Here is a 19,373-nt window from a genome sequence, read left to right as displayed (position 1 = left end):
AATACGGAGGGAGGATTTCTTATGCATATCTTAGTCGTTGAGGATGAGCGCGCTCTCTGTGAGACCATAGTCCGGAGTCTTCGCCGCCTTGCCTACAGCGTGGATTTTTGTTTTGACGGGGACGAAGCGCTCTCTCTACTCGAGAGCGAGCGCTTTGATCTCATCGTCCTCGACCTGAACTTACCGGGCACGGACGGCATGACCGTACTCAGAACGCTCCGTACGCACGACCGGGACACTCGCGTCCTGATTCTCTCCGCGCGGAGCGAAGTCAGCGACAAAGTTGCGGGACTGGATGCCGGGGCAAATGACTACCTTGCGAAGCCTTTTCACTTAGCCGAACTCGAAGCCAGGATACGGAGCCTTACCCTCAGGCAGTTTACCCAGCAGGATGTACTGCTTTGCCTCGGAAAACTCTCCTTCGACACGAAGGCAAGGCGTGTCAGCGCGGACGGACAGTTGCTCTCTCTCACCAAAAAAGAACTCGGTGTCCTCGAGTATCTCCTACTCCACCGGGGGCGTCCGGTCAGTCAGGAGGAATTACTGGACCACGTCTGGGACAGCAATGCGGACCGCTTCAGTAACTCAATCCGCGTTCACATCTCGACGCTCCGCAAAAAACTGCGCGCTGCGCTCGGCTACGACCCGGTTACCAACCGTATCGGCGAGGGCTATGTGCTCACGGAGGCAGTTGAATGAAACGGCTCTCTCTACAGTGGCGCATCACGCTGATGACAGCGCTGCTCATTGCCACAGCCTGCATCAGCATGAGCCTCTTACTTGGCTATTCCGGCAGGCACTATATGGACCGCATCGGCACTTCGATCTCCGCCTACGGCGAATCCGTTTCGGAAAACGATACCGCAGAGCACACCGATGATATCCCGAACACAGCGACGCTCGCACCGAACTCCGATCTGGTCATCGTGATCGACGGTGCGCAGGCTGCTTTTACCGCAAGTAATTGGCTCATCACCGCCGCCGTAACGCTACTCAGCGCGGCGCTCGCCTACTTTGTGAGCGGAAGGGCACTTAGGCCCCTACACAGCTTTGCTTCCCGCCTCGAGGAAATCGAGCCGAACAATCTCGGAAAAATGAAGCTTCCCGAGGACCTGTTGCCTGAGTTCCGCCGCTCCCGCGATGCCTTTAACCGCATGCTGGACCGACTGGACGAGGGCTTTCGCGCGCAGAAACAGTTTACCGGCAATGCCGCCCACGAACTCAGAACACCGCTTGCCCTCATGCAGGCAAAGCTTGAGCTCTTTTCCGCCGAGCACCCGAATGCAGATGCCGAAACCGCGGACTTTCTTCGCCTGCTCGGAGAGCAGACCGAGCGCATGGCGGAAATGAGTAAGACCCTCCTGGAACTGAGCGAGCTCCGCTCCGTGCCCTGTGAGGACAGGATAGAGCTGGAACCCCTGCTGGAAGAACTTTGCACCGATCTCACGCCGCTCGCGGAAAAACAGAACATTGAACTCCGCTACGAGGGCAATGCTATGCTGATCGGCAGTGATACCTTGATTTACCGCCTGCTCTTTAATCTCACCGAAAATGCGATACGCTATAACCGCCGAAACGGCAGCGTGCGGCTCTCCGTGCGGGAAGAAGCGGGCTGCATCGAAATACGGGTTGCGGACAGCGGCACAGGGATACCGGCGCAGTACCGCGAGAGCATTTTTCAGCCCTTTTTCCGCGTGGATAAATCGCGGAGCCGCCGCTACGGCGGCGCGGGGCTCGGCCTCGCCCTCGTGCGGGAGATAGCCTTGCTCCACGACGCGGAAATTCGGGTCGAGGAAAGTAACGAGACGGGCACCACCATGGCAATCCGTTTCCCCAAGATGCGAAACGCGAATCTCAAAAACATGCTATAAAGGAGAATAAAAGCTTACTGCAAAGAGGACAGCTTGCAGGCCTTATACCACTTTCCTCCAAACACACTGTTTTAAGGAAGATGCCTTTTTTCCGACTCGTTTTGTCCAGCCTTCATCTTGATTCAGAGAAGATAAACTCCCCGCAACGCTTGATTCTGGTATACATCCCGTCAAGTAGACACATGAATATGCTCCTCATATGATAGATTTTGGATATTTCCGATGTCTACATATGGGGAGCATATCATTCTACTAACATTTCATGGCCTTCTGCCAGCTCTTTTTGTCCTATAACTCCCGTTTGCCGAATAAAAGGAAAAAGAAATCCCTGAAGTACTCACGAATATCCGTACTTCAGGGATTTTTGATGTGATTTGCATTCACCTTAGCGCCAGCAGGGCGGCAGGTTCTGCTTTTCCATCCGCACGGGTGCGGGATAAGTTTCTCCGAAAAGCTCGAGCTCTGCCCGCTCGATGATTTGGGGCTCCGCGGGCTCCAGGATTTTTTTATCGGTACCGGGGTAAATCACTTCGCGGGTCGGAAGTTCCGCAATGCGCCGTATCTCATCCATCCCCTCGATCACCTCGCCGAGCACCGGATAGATGCCGCGAAACTCCGGGAACTCTTTCAGCGGAAAGAATATTTCCGCGCTCGCAAGACCGGCTTCATCGTAGCCTCCCATGCAGATAACGCCGGGGCGCGGAGTCAGAGGCTCCAAGTTAGGATTCAGTTGAAATTCATCGGGAATCAAATAGCGACATTCCTCGTATCCGAACGCATTGTAACTCAGATCCACCCACTTCCCGGGCGCAATACGCTGAATCGCGTGGTGATCCATCCAGCCGTGAGAGGCCACATAAATCAGACTGTTCACGGCATTCGGGGCCGCTTCCGACCAAAGGTCTATGACAATCTTTGCGCCGCTCTTAAGATACAGCTTGAGATAGGACTTTAAATGAAGTTTGAGTTCCATGTCTCGGTCTCCTCTTGTTCAATGCTATGATTGATGCCTATGAAACGCTGGCTTTATCATAGCATAGCTGCCCGCCGACTGCCTTTGCCAAAAAATCCGGCGCGCCCTCTTTTGCCGGGCGGCCGGATTTTCGTTTTTTCTGTCCTTAGTCGATTATATCCAGTTCATGTGAATAGTGGTTTAAGGGCTCCACGCCGTTCTCGGTCACCATCACGAGGTCTTCGACGCGGACACCTGTGTCTCCGACCAGATAGATGCCCGGCTCAATCGAGAAAATCATGCCGGGCTCCACCTTCCAGTCGAAGGCCGAGGAGACATCGCCGAACTCGTGATCCTTTAAGCCGATGAAGTGCCCGAGGCGGTGGTTAAACTGCGGGCCGTAGCCCTTTGCCGTAATCAGGTCTCGCGCTGCCTTGTCGATGTCGCAGAGTCTCACGCCCGGGCGGATGATGGCGGTCGCCGCTTCATTCGCCGCGCGCGTGGTCTCATAGACCTCGCGGCAGTGTTCGCTCACGCTCTTATAATAAAAGGTGCGGGTCATATCCGAGCAATAGTGATCCTTCACACAGCCGACATCAAAGAGCACGCAATCGCCTTCCTTCAGCACCGTGTCATCGGGCTCATGGTGCGGATCGGCGGCATTTGCCCCAAAGGCAACGAGCGGTGTAAAGGAAAAGCCCTCGGCGCCGAGATCCTGATAAATCTGCAGCATCTGATCCGCAATCTCCCGCTCGGTCACGCCCTCGTGCACAAGGGAACGGAACTTTGCCATGGCTGCGTCGTTGATGTCCGAGGCGCGGCGCATCTTCTCCTGCTCTTCTGCATCCTTCACGCCGCGGGTCTTATCGACCGCGAGCGAGCTGTTCACAAAGCCGGCCGCCGCCTTTTTCTCCATGAGCGGCAGCAGGAAGCGCGCCGTGAGCTCCTTGTCCACGCCGAGGACAGCATCCCGCATGAGATACGGTGCAACCACCTCCGCAACCGGATCGGTGTCGGAGAACCAGACTTCCTTGACGCCGCTGTTCTCCGGCGCATAGAAGAGCTTGTTGAGGAAGAGGACATGCTGTCCGTCCTTCCGAAGCAGAAGCCCGAAGAAACGCTCGTACGGATCGTTTGCATACTCCGTCAGATAGTAAATCGACAGCGGATCTACAATCAGCATCTGGGAAAGTCCCTGTTCCTCCAGTGCTTTCAGAATCCGCTCCACACGTTGCTCTTTCATACCGAATACCCTTTCAGCCGCATTTCGCGGCTGCCTTTCTGACACACTTAGTCCTGTCACTTGCCTGTTACCCTTAGTCGCCGAGCACATTCCGGATGGCGCGCGGGGTGCGGTAGTTCCAGGTAGAAATCTTAATGCCGGAGCGTCGGCTCGCCGCGTTGACAATCTGACCGTTGCCGATGTAAATGCCGACATGGTTAATCGTGCCGCGCGAGTTCGAGTAAAAGACCAGATCGCCCGGCCGCATCTCGTCCTTCGTGACCTTCTTGCCCATCTGTGCCTGAGAGCCCGAGTAATGCGGCAGCGAGACACCGTAGTGTTCCATGACCTTCATCGTAAAGCCCGAGCAGTCGCAGCCGTGCTCGAGGCTCGTGCCGCCCCAGATATAAGGATTGCCGAGATACTGGAGCGCGAAGTTCACAATCTGCTGACGCCTTGAGAGCGAAACATGCTCCGCCTCTTCCTGCGGGCTGAAGTGAATCGCCTCATTCAGCGCATAGCGCACATCGACATATTCGCTCTTCACGAAGACATCGTCGCCCTCCTCGAGTTCCAGCTTGACCCAGCCATCCAGCTGTTCCACAACCGGATAGCGCTCGCTGTTGTTGATCTGCGTCCAGATGGCGCTGTCCTCCTTCGGCTCGGAACGCGCATTCAAAACATCGGTGTGCACAATGGCCATCAAAGAGGCGTTCTGCATTGCCTCCTCCTTGGCCTGCTCGCCGGTCGCAATGTACTCGGCCTTCACATAGCCGGTGATGCCGCCGGACTTGATTTTCAGCCAGCCGTTTGCATTCTCGAGGACATCACAGCCCGCCTTCGAGGTCAGCTTGCCAATAATTTTGCCGTCTTCCTTCGGCTCCTCGCGGATATTCAAGTAACCCGTCACCTCGGAGACCCCCAGGTTGTCATACATATTGAGAACCATCGCGCGGAGATCCTGCTTCCTGGCCTCGTTCAGACAGTCCCGAATTTCCACATAATCCGCGCTGATGTAACCGGAGCGCGTCTTCACGAAACCGTTCTCCTCGCCGAGCACCTCATAGCGCTCGTACTGCAGCGCCGTTCCGACGCTGTCCGCGTCCTTGCTCGGCGCGGAGCGGATGTTCAGCTTGTCGGCTTTCACAATCGCGCGCCGTTTCACATTCTGCAGCGCAAGGGTCTTCGCCTCCTCGCCGGTCTTCACATAGTCGCTGTGCACATAGCCCTCGAAACCGCCCGAAGAAATATGATACCAGCCGTCCGCCGTCTTATCGAGAATCTCGCAGGCAGAGCCGCCGTAGAGCTTTCCGTTGATTTCGCTCTTCTGAGAGCCCTCTTTGTGCATGTTGAGGTAGCCCTCGACATTGACGATGCCCAGATTATGATAGCCGTCCACGACGGTGCGCGCATTGGCCTCGAGTTCGGCCGCGCGCGACTCTTCCGGTGAGAGCGTCGCCTCAATGCTCTCGCCGGCTGCCGTCGACGCATGCGCCGCATTCTGTGCGGCGCTTCTGTTCCGGGCTCCCTTGCCCGACCGCCCCTGCACAAAAAAGACAGTTCCGAAGACCAAAAGAACAGCGCCGAGTCCCGCCGCTGTCTTTTGCGCGGTGGTCGCCGCGCGCCGTCTTCTTCGCTTTTGCGGCGTCAGTCCACCGCCCAGATTTTTTCTCGGATCATTGTTCATAGCGCTTCCCTCCAGACGAAAGCGCCTATATTATACCTTGACGCACTTGTCCTGTCTGTAAAAAAACTGTGAATTGGCCTCAGGCCTTCAGGAGTCCCCGCAGTCTGAGATAGGTCTTCACAAGCTCTGCCGTCTCCGGAATCGTGAGATGGGTCGTGTTGAGCGGCAGATCGTAGAGCATCGGATCGCCCCAGTTGTTTCCGGTGAAGTAGCGGCAATACTCCCGGCGCTGACGATTAATCTTCTGGATGCGCGCCATCGCCTCGTTGGCATCCACACCGTCCACCTCCATGACGCGCCTCATCTTGTTCACCATGTCGCAGTAGACAAAAAGGCTCACAAAGTCTCCGAACTCCGTCGCATCGAGCACAAAATCCGCACTCCGCCCGATGAAGATGCAGGACCCCTTGTCCGCCATCTCGCGTATGGTCTCCGCCTCAAAGCGGAACAGGTTGTCGGGGTGGGTGATGTTGCCCGCGAGGCGCGGCTTTCCGACCACATCCCGCGCCTGTCCGAAGAGACGCTTCCCCGGCTTCTCGTCGTGGAGACGGAAATACTTCTCGCCGACCGCCGCATGTTCGGACGCCGCGCGGATAATTTCATCATCATAGTAGGGAATGCCGAGCTCCTCCGAGAGTGCCTTGCCGAGCAGACGTCCGCCGCTCCCGTACTCCCGCTCGATCGTGATGACAAGATGCTGTTTCATGGTCTATCCTCCTGCTTTTTGTTCGCTTAGATGCCGTTTCCGTTCCGATAAAACCAGCGCTTTGCAATCTCGGCTGTCACCATATAGCATACCACAACCAGCCCCAGTGCCGCGAGCAGAGAACCCGGCAGCGGCACGAGCCCAAGCAGCGCGCCGAGCGGCGTGTAGGGCAGGGCGATCGCCGCGAAAATCGAGAGAATGGTTGCAAAGCAGAGTCCCTTGCCCACGCGGCTCTTGAAGAAAGGCTTCGCCGTCCGGATCACCAGCACCACAAGTGCCGCCGAGACGACAGACTCTACAAACCAGCCGCTCCGGAAGAGTCCCGCGTCCGCGTGGAAAACGCGGAGCAACACATAGAAGGTCAGATAGTCAAACGAAGAGCTGATGAGACCGAAGAGCAACATAAAGCGGCGTATCATGCGGAAGTCCCAGCGAATCGGGTGGCTGACCCACTCGGCATCCACGACATCGTCCGCAATCTGCACCTCGGGCATATCGGTCAGCACATTCGTGCTGAGAATCTGCTTCGGCAGAAGCGGCAGGAAGGGCAAAATCAGCGAGATACCCGCCATACTGAACATATTGCCGAAGTTTGCACTCGTCGTCATGAAGATGTATTTCAGGGTGTTCGCGAAGGTCTTTCTGCCCTCGCGGATGCCGGCGAGCAGCACGCCGAGATCCTGTTCGAGCAGCACAATCGAGGCCGCGCTCTTTGCGATATCGCTCGCGCTCTCCACCGAAATGCCGACATCCGCCGCGTGCAGAGCCGGCGCATCATTGATGCCGTCGCCCATGTAGCCGACGACTGCGCCGGCGTCCTTCAGCGCGAGGATAATGGCCTCCTTCTGCCCGGGATCCACCTCCGCAAAGAGTTCGGCCTCGCGTACCCGCGCCTTTAATTCCTCCTTGGAGAGCGACGCGATTTCGCCGCCCGTCATAATGTGTTTCACATCCATGTCGAGCTGACCCGCAATGTTTGCCGCAATCAGCGCATTGTCGCCCGTGATGATTTTGAGGCTCACACCCTCCCGCCGGATGGCAGCCACCGTATTCTGTACATTGTCCTTCAAGGGATCGAGAAAGAGCAGCATCCCCTGGAACATGAGTCCCTGATCCTTGGCCGCCGCGGCATCTTCGTCCGCGGAGAGTGTGCGGGTTGCGACGCCGATTGCGCGGTAGCCAAGCCCCGCATAGTGCGCATACTGGGTCTCGATGTCATTCTTCATCTCATCGAGCGGGACTCCCTGCCCTTCGGCGTTCACGACCGAGACCGAACGCGCGAGAATCTCCTCGAGCGCGCCCTTCGTGATCATGATACGTGCGCCGTGAAACAGCGAGTTCTCCGGCGTATCCGCCGTGACGGTCAGGCAGCGGCTCTCGAAACTGTAGGGAATTTCCGCGACTTTCCGGTAGCCGTCAATGGGACGCGCCCGGCTGGTCAGCGCGTCGTCGAGCGGATTCCGGTAGCCCTCCTGTAATTTTGCGTTTAAATAGGCTGCAAGCAACAGGCGCTCTCTCTCGACTGCGAGCGACTCCGGCAACGCCGTTCCCTCCGAAATTTCATCCTGCAAACCTTCGCCCGCCGTGACCGCGCCGGAGAGCGCAGCCTCGCCCCGCGTGATGGTGCCCGTCTTGTCGGAGCAGAGGACATCCATGCTGCCGAAATTCTCGATCGCATTGAGCTTCCGGACAATGACCTTCTGCTCTGCCATCCGCTTTGCGCCTTTCGCGAGGTTAATGCTGATAATCGCCGGCAAAAGCTGCGGCGTCAGTCCGACCGAGAGTGCCAGCGCGAACATAAAGGAGTCAAAAATCGGCTTCTTCATCAGAACATTGAAGAGGAAAATGGCCGCAAGCATCACAACCGTAATGCGAATCAGAAACGCGCCGAATTTCTGCACGCCGCGCTCAAAGTCGGTCGGGGCTTCTTTGCCCTGCACACTCTTCGAAATCTTTCCGAACTCGCTCTCCGGCGCCGTGTGCACGACGACCGCCCGCCCGGAGCCGGTCTTGATGCCGGTTCCCATGTAGAGGCAGTTGCTGCGCTTCGCGAGCACGGTTCCGGCGTCGAGCGCGCCCGCGCGCTTCTCGGCCGGAAAAGTTTCGCCGGTCAGAGCGCTCTCATTTGCCGTGAGACTGCTCGCCGACAGGAGATAGCAGTCCGCCGGGACGAGATCGCCGACCCGGAGTACAATCACATCGCCGCGGACGAGATCCTCGGCAGAGATTTCCTGTTCCCTGCCGTCCCTGCACACGGTCACCTTGTCGCCGACCACTTTGAGAAGCTCTTCGACCGCGACGCCCGCGCGATACTCCTGGAAAAAGCTGAGCACCGCCGAAAAGAGCACAATCGCAAAGATAATCAGAGCGTCCGTCGTATCCTGCATCAAAAATGAAATCGCGGTTGCAAAGAGCAGAAGCAGCGTGACCGGACTCTCAAACTGCCTGAGGAACACCCGAAGCGCACTGTCGCCGTTCCCCTTGGTCAGGCGGTTTTTGCCGTCGGTCCCGAGCCGTTTTTCCGCTTCCGCCGACGAGAGTCCCGACGCAGCGGTCGAGAGTCCCGCGAGCACTTCGTCTGCCTGTAAACTCCAAACTTCAGCTTTCATCACTAACGCCTTTCTTGTTTGCACTGCCTCAAAACAAATTGCCGTGCCCTCAGAACAGAACCATCAGAATCGGCACCGTGATAAAGATGCCGATGGTCGACAGCACCGAGCCGATGGCCGCATACTGCTCATCCGCGCCGTAGGCGCCCGCCATGACCGTAATCTGCGAGACCGAGGGCAGTGCTGCCTCAATCAGGAAGACCTTCTGCGGAAGTCCCGTGACGCCGAGTGCCCGGGTCACCAGAATCGAGACCAGCGGCGCAAAGAGTAGGCGGAGCGCTATCATGGCCGGAATGCCGTGCTCTAAGCGCAGGCTCTTTTTTCCGAGCTCATAAATCACAAAGCCGCAGTAAAACAGCGCGAGCGGCGTCACGGTCGCACTCACATAGTTCATGAAGCTCATTGCGATGCGCGGCAGGCGGATGTCCAGGAGTAGCAGCACATAGGCCGCAATGATACCGAGAATCGGCGGCTTCGTAAACAGCGAAACCAAGAGATTCTGTTTCTTTCCCGTCTGTTCCGCGGCCTCGCCCGAACGCTCCACCAGCATCAGCGCAACCGTCTGGGTGAAGACCGTCGAGCACATGTAGTAAATCATCACATAGGGCAGACTGACATCACCGAACAACTCCTGCGCCATGGGAAGACCGATGAAAAGCGTGTTTGAGAGAAACGCGAGCGCCACAAAGACGCCGCTCCGCCGCTTCGGAAGTTTCAGCATCTTTGCGACCAAAATTGAGACCGCGAGACAAATCAGTATCGTGATCAGCGGCACCAGCAGGAGCTGCCCCATCTCGAGCATATCCGAGCGCTTCAGATTCTTCTGGATGCCGACAATCGTATTCAGCGGCACCGCAATGTTGATGACATAGCGGCTTACAAACTTTTTCTCGGTCGCCGTCATAAACTTGAGCTTTCCCAGCAAAATTCCCACGGCCATCAGACTGAAAATCACAAACACCGCCGACACTGCATTTAAAAACTCTCCCAAACAAACCTCCCTTTCTTCGCCATGACAAAGGGGGAGAGGTTCTTTTCCTCCTCTCCCCCTTCTGAAACCCAAACTGTCTTATTCCTCGTCCCAGCTGTGGAACACGGCCTGGACATCATCGTCCTCATCGAGCAGATCCAGAATGCGCTGCATCTTCTTCTGATCCTCTTCGCTCTTTAAGCTGACCCAGTTCTGCGGAATCATCTTGACATCCGCCTCGAGCATCGGAATGCCTTTCTGCTCGAACGCCTCGCGCACCGCCGAGAACTGCTCCGGATCCGTGAGCACCTCGTAGCTGTCCTCATTGTCCGCGAAATCCTCCGCGCCCGCATCGAGCGCGAACATCATGAGCTCGTCCGGATCCATCTCGCACTCTTCCTTGTCAATGATAATCTGCCCCTTGCGATCAAACATGAAAGAGACACAGCCCGGCGTACCGACATTGCCGCCGCCCTTCGAGAACGCCGCGCGCACATTTGCCGCCGTGCGGTTCTTGTTGTCCGTCAGGGTCTCAACAATAATCGCGACGCCGGACGGGCCGTAGCCCTCGTAGACATTCTGCTCGTAGTTCACGCTGTCCAGGCCGCCCGCTGCCTTCTTGATGCCGTTGTTGATCGTATCGTTCGGGACGTTGTTTGCCTTCGCCTTCGCGATGACATCCCGGAGCTTCGAGTTGTTGGCGGGATCGGGACCGCCCTCTTTGACTGCGACAGCAATCTCTCTGCCGATTACGGTGAAAATCTTGCCCTTTGCGGCGTCGTTCTTCTCTTTTTTGTGCTTGATATTCGCAAACTTGGAATGTCCTGACATGCCAAAAACTCCTTTGTCTTAATCTTCTGTACGGCGCTTTGCCGTCGTTTCCGTCCCATACTAACACGCGAAAAAACGCGCGTCAACTGACGCGCGCTTTCCCACTTCTGTTCCGAATCAAAAAGTCTGCTGCGTGAACGGAGACTCCGGTCCGCCGACGCGCTTACCCGTATCCTCGTCAAAGCTGCCGTCCTTGCCGTGGTTGCGGACAGCCTCTCTCGGGCGGTAGGTCTTATCGTTTGCCGTGCGCACAGCCTCTCTCGTCGCAGCTGTCGAATAGACGCGGCGAATCTGACCGTAGGTAATCCACTGACCGTCCGCGTTGACCTGGTAACCGTCCGGCGTCGTGGTGTCCGTGAGCAGCCAGCCGTCCTTGTCGAAATAGTAGCACTCCGCAATGCCGTCTTTGTTGCCATCCAGCCAGACCCAGGTGTTCGACGGATACTGTCCGTCACCGTAGTCATACCACCAAGCATCCGGGCGGCTCTCGCCCTGTCTCCAGGTGCCCGCAAATGCCGTAAAACTGAGTGCAAGTGTGAGCGCCACCGACGCCACAGCCAACTTTGCAATCTTCATGCCTGCTTCCCCCTTTACTGTCGGACTTTCTTGTCTCTATCATAGCGACAACTTAAATTTCTGTAAAGAGATTCCGCGCCGGAAAGCGAAGACGACTGAAAATTGTAAGGTTTAGTCCTCCTGCCACTCGACTTTGACCGTCTTAATCATCCTGTTTTCTGCCTTCAGAATCTGGAACAGGTAGCCGTGAGCCTGTATGCTGGCCCTCTCATTGTCCTCCGGGAAATGGTCGAGCTTCGCAATCAGAAAGCCGTTCAGCGTGTCGAAATCCTCGAGTTCCTCCTCGGTAAACGGAATACCGCTCGCCTCCTCGGCGTCCGAAAGACGCGTGAAACCGTGCATAATCCAGCTGCCGTCCGGCAACGCGCGGATTTCCTCCTCGTCGCGGTCGTACTCGTCCGCAATGTTGCCGACAATCTCCTCGAGAATGTCCTCCATACTGACCACGCCGTCCGTCTGGCCGTACTCATCGACGACAATCACCATCTGCAGTTTCCGGTACTGCATCTCGCGAAACAGCACATCGACCGCGCGCGTGTCCGGCACAAAGTGGGCATCGCGGAGCAGCCCCGGGAGCTCCGAAAGCATTTTGTTGCGGCGCGAAGGTGTCTGTGCAAAGCTGATGGCATCGCGCAGATGCAGAATGCCGATGATGTGGTCAATATCTTCCTTGTAGACCGGGAAGCGCGAGTGGACATTTTCCTGCAACAGAAAGGCGACTGCGTCCGAGAGCTTCATCTCGGCGTCCAGCGCAATGACGCGCTTTCTCTGTGTCATGATGTCCTCGGCTGTCTTGTCGTTCAGGCGGAAGATGTTGGTGATCATCTTGGCCTCATCCGACTCAACAACACCCTGCTCATGGCCTTCGTTGACCATGGACATGATATCCTCTTCGGTGACATTCTCGCCGCTCTTCTCGGGATTGATGCCGCAGAGCCTTAGCACCACATTCACCAGATTCCGCACAATCCACTCCGGGACAAAGAGCACTGCCATGAAGATGTGTACCAGCCTGAGGGCTCTTCTCGCTGTCTTTTCCGGATCTCGCTCGGCGAGCCGTTTCGGTAGCACTGTGCCGAAAGCCGCAAAGAGTATGGTCGCAAGCCCGTAAACCGGCACCGCCGAGACAGCTCGCGCCGCGGGCAGGCCGCTCCGGAAAGCCGCCTTCGCAAGCAGTGCCGTGAGCGGCAGGAGACAAACGCCACCGACCAGAAAACCGAGGAGCACCGTGAGCAGCTGGAGGCTGCGCACAAACCTGCCCGGGCGCTCTTTCTGCCGGAGCAGCTCCCCGGCGCGCTTGTCGCCCGCCTCGAGGGCTGCCGCAAGTTCCTTCTCACTCAGATTCTGCAGGGCCGCGCCAAACGAAAAGCCCGCGTTACACAGTACCAGTGCCAGCAAAAAGCCGATTAGACTCGGCAGTAAACTGTCCAAAAAAACTCCTCTCTTTGCCTCAGCAATATATGCGAGGTACTCTTCGGTTCAGACAACACATAAACTCATAGGGAAAACGCCCGGATTTCTCCGCCAGTTCTTCGAGCGTGATGCGCTCGTTTCCGTCCGCGCCGAGCAAGGTAACCGGCGATCCCGGCGCTGCCTCTCGCACCTCACTCACATCGACCATGAACTGGTCCATGCAGACCCGCCCCAGAATGCGACAGCGCTTGCCGTGAATCAATACTTCGCCCTTGTTGCTGAGCGAGCGCGGGTAGCCGTCGCCGTAGCCGACCGGCACCGTCGCCACCCGTTTTGCCGACGCTGCGACATAGGTGCCGCCGTAGCTGATTGCCTCTCCGGCCGGCACTTCTTTCACGTAGGTCACCGTGCTGTGCAGCGAGAGCGCCGGTTTGAGGCGCACCGTGTGCGCCATTTCCTCTGCGGGATAAATGCCGTAGAGCGCGATGCCGGCCCGCACCATGTCAAAGTCCGTCCCGTGCAGGTTCAGAATACCTGCGGAATTCGCGACATGGCAGATTCGAGGCTTTAATCCCTTCTCAGCGAGTGCTGTCTTAAAGTTCCGGAAGCGCGCCGTCTGGCGCTCCGTGGTCTCGAGATCCCACTCATCCGCGCGGTAAAAATGTGTGAACATCCCCTCAAAGTCGAGCATCGGATAGGCCGTAATCTTCTCGGCCAGCGCAACGCCCGTCTCGTCCGCCCGGAGCCCGATGCGGTTCATGCCCGTATCGACGGCAAGGTGGAACGGCGCTCGAATGCCGAGCGCAACCGCTGCGGTCGAAAGCGACGCAGCCTGCTCTTCGGTGAAAATCGACGGGCGGATTCCGGCGCGAATCAACGACGCATAGTTGTCGCCCGGCACGGGGCCGAGAATCAGAATCGGCTTCTCGATTCCCTTTTCCCGCAGCTCCAAGGCCTCCTCGGCCGCCGCAACACAGTAAAAGGCGACATAGGGCGCAATCACCTCACAGACGGAAGCCGCGCCGTGCCCGTAGCCGTCCGCCTTCACGACGCCTGCCATTTTGATGCCCGCCGGCAGGGAAGCCTGCATGGCCTCCATGTTGTGACAGAGCGCTGCTTTGCTGATTTTGGCATAGACGCGGCGCTTTTCTCTCTCTTCCTGCTGCACTTCCGCTCACTCCTCTCCCATATCTTCCAGCTCGATGGTCTGCGCGGACCGCATCACCGTCGGAACCGCATCGGCAATGTCCCGCGCGAGAATGCCGTGCAGCGAGAACTGGCCCGCCGCGACCTGTCCGGCGCGCCCGTGCAGGTAGGCACCGTAGGCCGCCGCCGCACCGGGTTCCATGCCGAGGCAGAGCAAGCCCGCAATGATGCCGCTCAGTACATCGCCGCTCCCCGCCTTGGCAAGCGCCGGCGTTCCGCTCTCGTTCCGGTAAATTTTCCGACTCTCCGCCGCCGCAATGATGCTCTCCGAAGTCTTCAGGCAGACCGTCACTCCGTAGTGGTCACGATAGGCCGCCGCAATCGCACGGCTCTCGCACAGTATTTCCGGAATCTCATGTTCCGTGAGCCGGGACATCTCGCCGGGATGCGGCGTAAAAATCCAGTTGCTCTTCCGACAGGACAAAAGGGACGGACGGCGTGCAATCAGATTCAGCGCGTCGGCATCGACCACAAGCGGAACCTCGCAGCGGGAAAGGGTCTCTTTGACGAGGGCAACAGCGGCCTCCGACTGTCCGAGCCCCGGCCCGATCACCACCGCCTTGCTCGAAGCGAGCAGTTCTTCAAGCCGCGCAAGCGGGAGAGGCAGACGCTGATTTTTCGCCTGTCCCGCCGGTTCCTCCTCCTCGGAGACTGTAATGCTGCCCTGTTGCTGCGCGAGAAACTGTCTCTCGGGGTTTTCCGCCGTGACCGCCTCTGTCTCCAGATCGTAACTTTCCACGATGGCCTCGGGCAACTGGATCTGCAGCACCGAACGGTTCACCTCCGGCGTCAGAATGCGCACCAGTCCCGCGCCGCTCCGATAGGCGCCGAGTGCCGTGAGATACGCTGCCCCCGCCATACCCTCGCTTCCCGCAATGCAGAGCAGAGGACCGTAAGTCCCTTTGTTGGACTCCCGCTGTCTCGCCGGAATTCTGCAGAGATCACTCTCCTCCAGCACCAGCGCGTCGTCTGCTTCCTTTCTCATTTTGTTCCTCCTCTGTCTCCTCGCTCGAGCACGGCGACCGCCATCGCATGCGTCTTGGTATTGCTGATGCTGACCAGCGGTGTCAGGCCGCCGAGGGCCGCACAGTACGTCGCCGCCGCGCCCGAAAGCCGCACATAGGGTTTCCCGAGCGCATCGCGCAACACTTCGATCTCCGCCGGTTCAATCCCCCGGAACCCGGTTCCGAAGCACTTCACGACTGCTTCCTTGACAGCAAAACAGCCGGCGAGAAAAGCCATGTTTCCCCCCGACTGCCGCCGTTCCTCCTCTGTAAAGGTGCGCGCGAGGAAACGCTCCTCTCGCGCCGCTTTCTCCACGCGGGCAATCTCAATCAGATCGCTCCCCAGTCCCAGTATCACCCGTCTCCTCCGTCTTCTTTTGTTTCCGTCTGGCGGCAATCATCCGGTAGGAGAGCTGCATGAGACTCTCCGAGAGGTGCACGTTCTCGACGAGCACATCCTCATCCACCTGGAGATCCGTGTGCGCAAAATTCCAAATCGCCTTGATACCGCAACGACACAGCCGCTTGGCGACCTCGATTGCGCGGTCTCTCGGAAGCGTCAGCGTCGCGATATCGATTGCGTTCTTCTCGAGATACGCCTCCAGATATTCCAACGGGAAGACCTGCGCGCCCTGAATGGTTCTGCCGATTACTTCCGGATCGATGTCAAAAAGCGCTTTGACCTGAAATCCGCGCTTTGTAAAATTCTGATAATTTGCGAGCGCCTGTCCGAGATTCCCGGCGCCGATGATAATCAAATACTTTTGCTGGTCAATTCCAAGCAGTTTCCCGATTTCCGCATGCAAATGCGGCACATGATAACCGTAACCTTGCTGTCCGAATCCGCCGAAGGTATTCAAATCCTGGCGTATCTGTGACGCCGTGACGTGCATGCGCGCCGCGAGATCGCTTGAAGAAATGCGCTCTACATTTTCCTCCAGCAAATCCGAGAGATAACGATAATAGCGCGGTAGGCGTTGAATGACCGCCGTGGATACTTTGTCTTTCAAGGCTTTCACTTCCTGCTTTCCTGTGTCTTAGAACCCAGTTGCCGTTTGGCGCTTAAGAAAGTATAGGGAGTTTTCTCTGCCTTGTCAATCCGACGGCATTTCGCTATACTACAGCGGAGTATTCATTGTAAAGCTTGCATGAAAATGGGGTGCTTATGATACTGAATGCCGCGCATTTAAAAAAGAGTTTTGTGGGGGAGACCGTCATTGACGACGCCTCCTTTTTCCTGAACGAACATGACAAGGCGGCGATTGTCGGTCCGAACGGCGCCGGAAAGAGCACGCTCCTAAATCTGCTGACCGGGGAGTTGCCGCGGGACGAGGGCGAAGTCACGCTGAAAAAGGACTGCACGCTCGGCTATCTTCACCAGGACAACACGCTCGACTCCGAGCTCACCATCGAGGAGGAGCTGACCAAGGTCATTCAGCCGATTCTGGATCTCGAGGCAGAGCTGTCTCTCATGCAGCGGGAGATGAAGCACGCCGAGGGCGCCGCGCTCGAAAAACTGCTCGCCGCCTACACCGAGGCCGAGCACCGCTATGAGCTGATGGACGGCTATGCGGCGAGAAGCCGCGTGACCGGCATTATCCGGGGTCTCGGCTTCAGCGAGGCCGATGCAACGCGGCCCCTCTCCTCGCTCTCCGGCGGTCAGAAGACCCGTGTGTTTCTCGGCAAACTTCTGCTGGAACAACCCGATTTGATTCTGCTCGACGAGCCGACCAACCACCTGGATCTTGAGAGCATCGAGTGGCTCGAGACCTATCTCATGAACTACGCCGGCGCAGTCCTGATTGTCTCGCACGACCGCTTCTTCTTGGACCGCATCGTCAATAAGATTTTTGACTTAAACCACGGCAAGGTGACAAGCTACGACGGCAATTACACGCAATTCACTGAGAAAAAGGAAGCACTCGCCGAAGCCGCCGCCCGCGCCTATGAAAACCAGCAGGTGGAGATCAAACACCAGGAGGCCGTGATTCAGAAACTCCGCGCCTTTAACCGGGAGAAATCGATTAAGCGCGCCGAGAGCCGCGAAAAACTGCTCGACAAGGTGGAGCGCCTCGACAATCCGTATGAAGCGAAAAAGGACATGGCGCTCTACTTTACGCCGGACGAGGTCAGCGGCAATGATGTACTCTCGGTCGAGCACCTCAGCAAAGCCTTCGGCGACAATGTCCTCTTTTCCGACCTCAATTTCTCCTTAAAACGCGGCGAACATGTCGCGATTATGGGCGGAAACGGCACCGGCAAGACCACGCTTCTGAAAATCATCAACGGTTTGCTTCCGCCGGACAACGGCACGGTGACCCTCGGGACCAAAGTCTTCTGTTCCTACTATGATCAGGAGCATCAGGTGCTGCACCCCGAGAAAACACTCTTTGAGGAACTCCAGGACACCTGGCCGGACATGACCAACACCGAGGTCCGCAATATGCTCGCGGCTTTCCTCTTCACCGGGGACGATGTCTTTAAGCGCATCAGGGATTTATCCGGCGGCGAGCGCGGCCGCGTCTCGCTCGCAAAACTCATGCTCTCGCACGCGAATTTTCTGCTTCTCGACGAGCCGACAAACCATCTCGACATGGAGAGCAAGGAAATCCTGGAGCGCGCCATCCGCGCTTTTCCGGGCACGGTGCTCTATGTATCCCACGACCGCTATTTCATCAACCGCACCGCGACCCGCATTCTGAACCTGACCGAGCACTGTCTTGTGAACTACATCGGCAACTACGACTACTACCTCGAGAAAAAGGCCGATGCCGAGCGCGCCGCCATTCCGGTAACTGCGCCTGCACCAAAGGGCGAAGAGAACGAGGGTTCCTCCACGAGCGCCGAGGACTATAAGACGCAGAAGGCGCAGAAGGCCGCGGAGAAAAAGCGCCGCGCCGAACTTGAGGCCTGCGAACAGCGCATCGCCGAACTCGAGGAAACACTCCGCGGCATTGAAGAGGAGTTCCTGCTCCCCGAAAACCAGAGGGACGCCGCCGCTCTCCTCGCGATTCAAAAGCGAAAGGACAGCGCGGAAGAAGAACTCGCAGACTGCTACGAGCGCTGGGAAACGCTCGCAGACTGAGAAAGCTCAAAGGAGAATCCCGATGAAACGTGTATTCAGCTTTGCTCTGGCCCTCTTTTTGATTCTCATTCTGCTTGCAACCCTCATTGTGGGGCTCTTCGGCGGTCCCGACGGCGCTCCCTTACTCCGTGCTCTGATCTTCATAGACATCACAATACCGGTCGTGATTTACGGCTTTTTACTGATCACGCGCCACACAAGACGCTGACCAAAACCACTCATACCCTCCTTTTTGTCCTCAGTTTCCGGTCTAGGCTCCGCTCGCATCGACGGTATAGCCATCCGGCGTCCTCTCGTCGCAATACATGACGCCGAACTTTTTCCCATACACGCCCCAGCTGAAGCAGTACCATTTGCCGTTGATTTCATGCCAATCCGTCAAAATCGAACCGTTTTCCGGATCCAAGTAATACCAATTGCCGTCCGATGGATCGAGCAACCAACCCGTCTTCAAGTAGCCGTTTGCATCAAACAAAATAGAAGCGTCCCTCGCTAATGCCGTCAGAGTCGGGAAGAAATACCCATCCGTTTCTCGGATAAGTGCCGTCCTTGTACTGAAACCACCAGCCTCTTCCATCATAGCGCCAGACACCTTCCGTGTATCCATAGTTCTCCGGAACAGACCCTAAACCGTCAAAATAATAAGTGCCTGCCATTACATTGGTATCGCCCGTCCCCCCAAACGACTTTCGCTTCAGTTCGCGGCCGTTGACAACCAACTTACTGGTATTTGTGAACACATAGCCTTCCAATTGATCCGCCTTTACGAAAACATCCGCCGCATAAACACCGCCCACCCTGAAACACTCCGACGAATCCATCGCTGCATTCACGCCGTTGATGCGCATTTGAACATTGGCATAATCCGCGCCCTCCGTGGTAGTTGTCGCGCTGACACTGTCGGCATTTTGACCAATCTCCGGCGCTGTCACCGTGACACTCACCGTTTGAACCTTCTTAGTTGCAAACACAGATACCGGAGCAAACGGCAAACACAGGGTCACCGCCAACAGAACTGCTGCCATTTTTTACGCTTTGATGTCTCATTGCTAGCCCTCCATTTTGTATCTTTGCTCCCACGGGTGCATTCTTCCGCGCTTCTTCAGGTTCTATTCTTATTTTACTGACTTTTCATTTATTTTATAAGCATTTTCTCCTGTTTTCAAAATAAAGCTCCGGATCTGAGGTTTTACCTTGTCTTTTGCTTTAAAATTGCCACCCTCAAGTAAAATGGGCTGTTC

General features: G+C 57.0%; 19 protein-coding genes. 4 read left to right on the top strand and 15 right to left on the bottom strand.

Features of this window, described 5'->3' with window-relative positions:
• Window positions 1-21 precede the first annotated feature (21 nt).
• Together HMPREF9623_RS09675 and HMPREF9623_RS09670 are read left to right on the top strand one after the other, a co-directional pair.
• Complete coding sequence (locus tag HMPREF9623_RS09675) at window positions 22-699, top strand: response regulator transcription factor (RefSeq protein WP_009533705.1); 678 nt, start codon at window positions 22-24, stop codon at window positions 697-699.
• Window positions 696-1,871, top strand: coding sequence for a sensor histidine kinase (locus tag HMPREF9623_RS09670; protein WP_009533704.1), 1,176 nt, complete (start codon window positions 696-698; stop codon window positions 1,869-1,871). Before HMPREF9623_RS09675 ends, HMPREF9623_RS09670 begins: the two co-directional genes overlap by 4 nt.
• A gap of 385 nt (window positions 1,872-2,256) precedes the next feature.
• Here the strand turns inward: HMPREF9623_RS09670 and HMPREF9623_RS09665 are convergent, their stop codons facing one another.
• From HMPREF9623_RS09665 to HMPREF9623_RS09605, 13 genes are all read right to left on the bottom strand, one after another.
• Window positions 2,257-2,844: a peptidylprolyl isomerase gene (locus HMPREF9623_RS09665; RefSeq protein ID WP_009533703.1), complete on the bottom strand. Its 588-nt coding sequence runs from the start codon at window positions 2,842-2,844 to the stop codon at window positions 2,257-2,259.
• 145 nt (window positions 2,845-2,989) lie between these two features.
• On the bottom strand, window positions 2,990-4,066 hold the full coding sequence (locus HMPREF9623_RS09660; protein WP_009533702.1) for a M24 family metallopeptidase: 1,077 nt from the start codon (window positions 4,064-4,066) through the stop codon (window positions 2,990-2,992).
• 73 nt (window positions 4,067-4,139) lie between these two features.
• Entirely contained in the window at window positions 4,140-5,732 is a 1,593-nt protein-coding gene (locus HMPREF9623_RS09655; RefSeq protein ID WP_009533701.1) for a C40 family peptidase, read from the bottom strand.
• 79 nt (window positions 5,733-5,811) lie between these two features.
• The gene (locus HMPREF9623_RS09650; RefSeq protein ID WP_009533700.1) at window positions 5,812-6,438 is read right to left on the bottom strand and encodes a cytidylate kinase-like family protein; all 627 of its coding nucleotides are present in this window, start codon (window positions 6,436-6,438) and stop codon (window positions 5,812-5,814) included.
• Window positions 6,439-6,464: 26 nt separating this feature from the next.
• A complete protein-coding gene (mgtA, locus tag HMPREF9623_RS09645; protein WP_306697498.1) occupies window positions 6,465-9,071 on the bottom strand; it encodes a magnesium-translocating P-type ATPase in 2,607 nt (868 codons plus the stop codon).
• Between the two features lie 25 nt (window positions 9,072-9,096).
• Complete coding sequence (locus HMPREF9623_RS09640) at window positions 9,097-10,038, bottom strand: AEC family transporter (RefSeq protein ID WP_009533698.1); 942 nt, start codon at window positions 10,036-10,038, stop codon at window positions 9,097-9,099.
• 78 nt (window positions 10,039-10,116) lie between these two features.
• Complete coding sequence (locus HMPREF9623_RS09635) at window positions 10,117-10,848, bottom strand: YebC/PmpR family DNA-binding transcriptional regulator (RefSeq protein WP_009533697.1); 732 nt, start codon at window positions 10,846-10,848, stop codon at window positions 10,117-10,119.
• 117 nt (window positions 10,849-10,965) lie between these two features.
• Window positions 10,966-11,424, bottom strand: a complete 459-nt coding sequence (locus HMPREF9623_RS11010) for a hypothetical protein (protein WP_009533696.1) — start codon at window positions 11,422-11,424, stop codon at window positions 10,966-10,968.
• A gap of 111 nt (window positions 11,425-11,535) precedes the next feature.
• Complete coding sequence (locus tag HMPREF9623_RS09625; protein WP_009533695.1) at window positions 11,536-12,855, bottom strand: hemolysin family protein; 1,320 nt, start codon at window positions 12,853-12,855, stop codon at window positions 11,536-11,538.
• 19 nt (window positions 12,856-12,874) lie between these two features.
• Complete coding sequence (gene alr / locus HMPREF9623_RS09620) at window positions 12,875-14,005, bottom strand: alanine racemase (RefSeq protein ID WP_009533694.1); 1,131 nt, start codon at window positions 14,003-14,005, stop codon at window positions 12,875-12,877.
• A 6-nt stretch (window positions 14,006-14,011) separates the two neighbouring features.
• Window positions 14,012-15,028, bottom strand: coding sequence for an NAD(P)H-hydrate dehydratase (locus tag HMPREF9623_RS09615; protein ID WP_009533693.1), 1,017 nt, complete (start codon window positions 15,026-15,028; stop codon window positions 14,012-14,014).
• On the bottom strand, window positions 15,025-15,405 hold the full coding sequence (gene acpS / locus HMPREF9623_RS09610) for a holo-ACP synthase (RefSeq protein WP_009533692.1): 381 nt from the start codon (window positions 15,403-15,405) through the stop codon (window positions 15,025-15,027). The genes HMPREF9623_RS09615 and acpS overlap by 4 nt, the downstream gene beginning before the upstream one ends.
• Window positions 15,374-16,057 carry a redox-sensing transcriptional repressor Rex gene (locus HMPREF9623_RS09605; RefSeq protein ID WP_009533691.1) on the bottom strand — a complete coding sequence of 228 codons (684 nt, stop codon included), beginning with the start codon at window positions 16,055-16,057 and terminating at the stop codon, window positions 15,374-15,376. The genes acpS and HMPREF9623_RS09605 overlap by 32 nt, the downstream gene beginning before the upstream one ends.
• A gap of 155 nt (window positions 16,058-16,212) precedes the next feature.
• Between HMPREF9623_RS09605 and HMPREF9623_RS09600 the strand changes: the two genes are divergently transcribed.
• Together HMPREF9623_RS09600 and HMPREF9623_RS09595 are read left to right on the top strand one after the other, a co-directional pair.
• A complete protein-coding gene (locus HMPREF9623_RS09600) occupies window positions 16,213-18,132 on the top strand; it encodes an ABC-F family ATP-binding cassette domain-containing protein (protein ID WP_009533690.1) in 1,920 nt (639 codons plus the stop codon).
• Window positions 18,133-18,154: 22 nt separating this feature from the next.
• Complete coding sequence (locus HMPREF9623_RS09595; protein WP_009533689.1) at window positions 18,155-18,340, top strand: hypothetical protein; 186 nt, start codon at window positions 18,155-18,157, stop codon at window positions 18,338-18,340.
• 42 nt (window positions 18,341-18,382) lie between these two features.
• On the opposite strand, the gene HMPREF9623_RS11700 is transcribed toward HMPREF9623_RS09595, so the two are convergent.
• A complete protein-coding gene (locus HMPREF9623_RS11700) occupies window positions 18,383-18,607 on the bottom strand; it encodes a hypothetical protein (RefSeq protein WP_009533688.1) in 225 nt (74 codons plus the stop codon).
• Window positions 18,600-19,157: a hypothetical protein gene (locus HMPREF9623_RS11695; RefSeq protein ID WP_009533687.1), complete on the bottom strand. Its 558-nt coding sequence runs from the start codon at window positions 19,155-19,157 to the stop codon at window positions 18,600-18,602. Before HMPREF9623_RS11695 ends, HMPREF9623_RS11700 begins: the two co-directional genes overlap by 8 nt.
• Window positions 19,158-19,373: the final 216 nt, after the last annotated feature.

The organism is Stomatobaculum longum (genome assembly GCA_000242235.1).
GTDB classification, from domain to species: domain Bacteria; phylum Bacillota; class Clostridia; order Lachnospirales; family Lachnospiraceae; genus Moryella; species Moryella longum.
The sequence above is the reverse complement of the archived record's forward strand: the minus strand, read 5'-3'. Positions and strand labels throughout refer to the sequence as shown.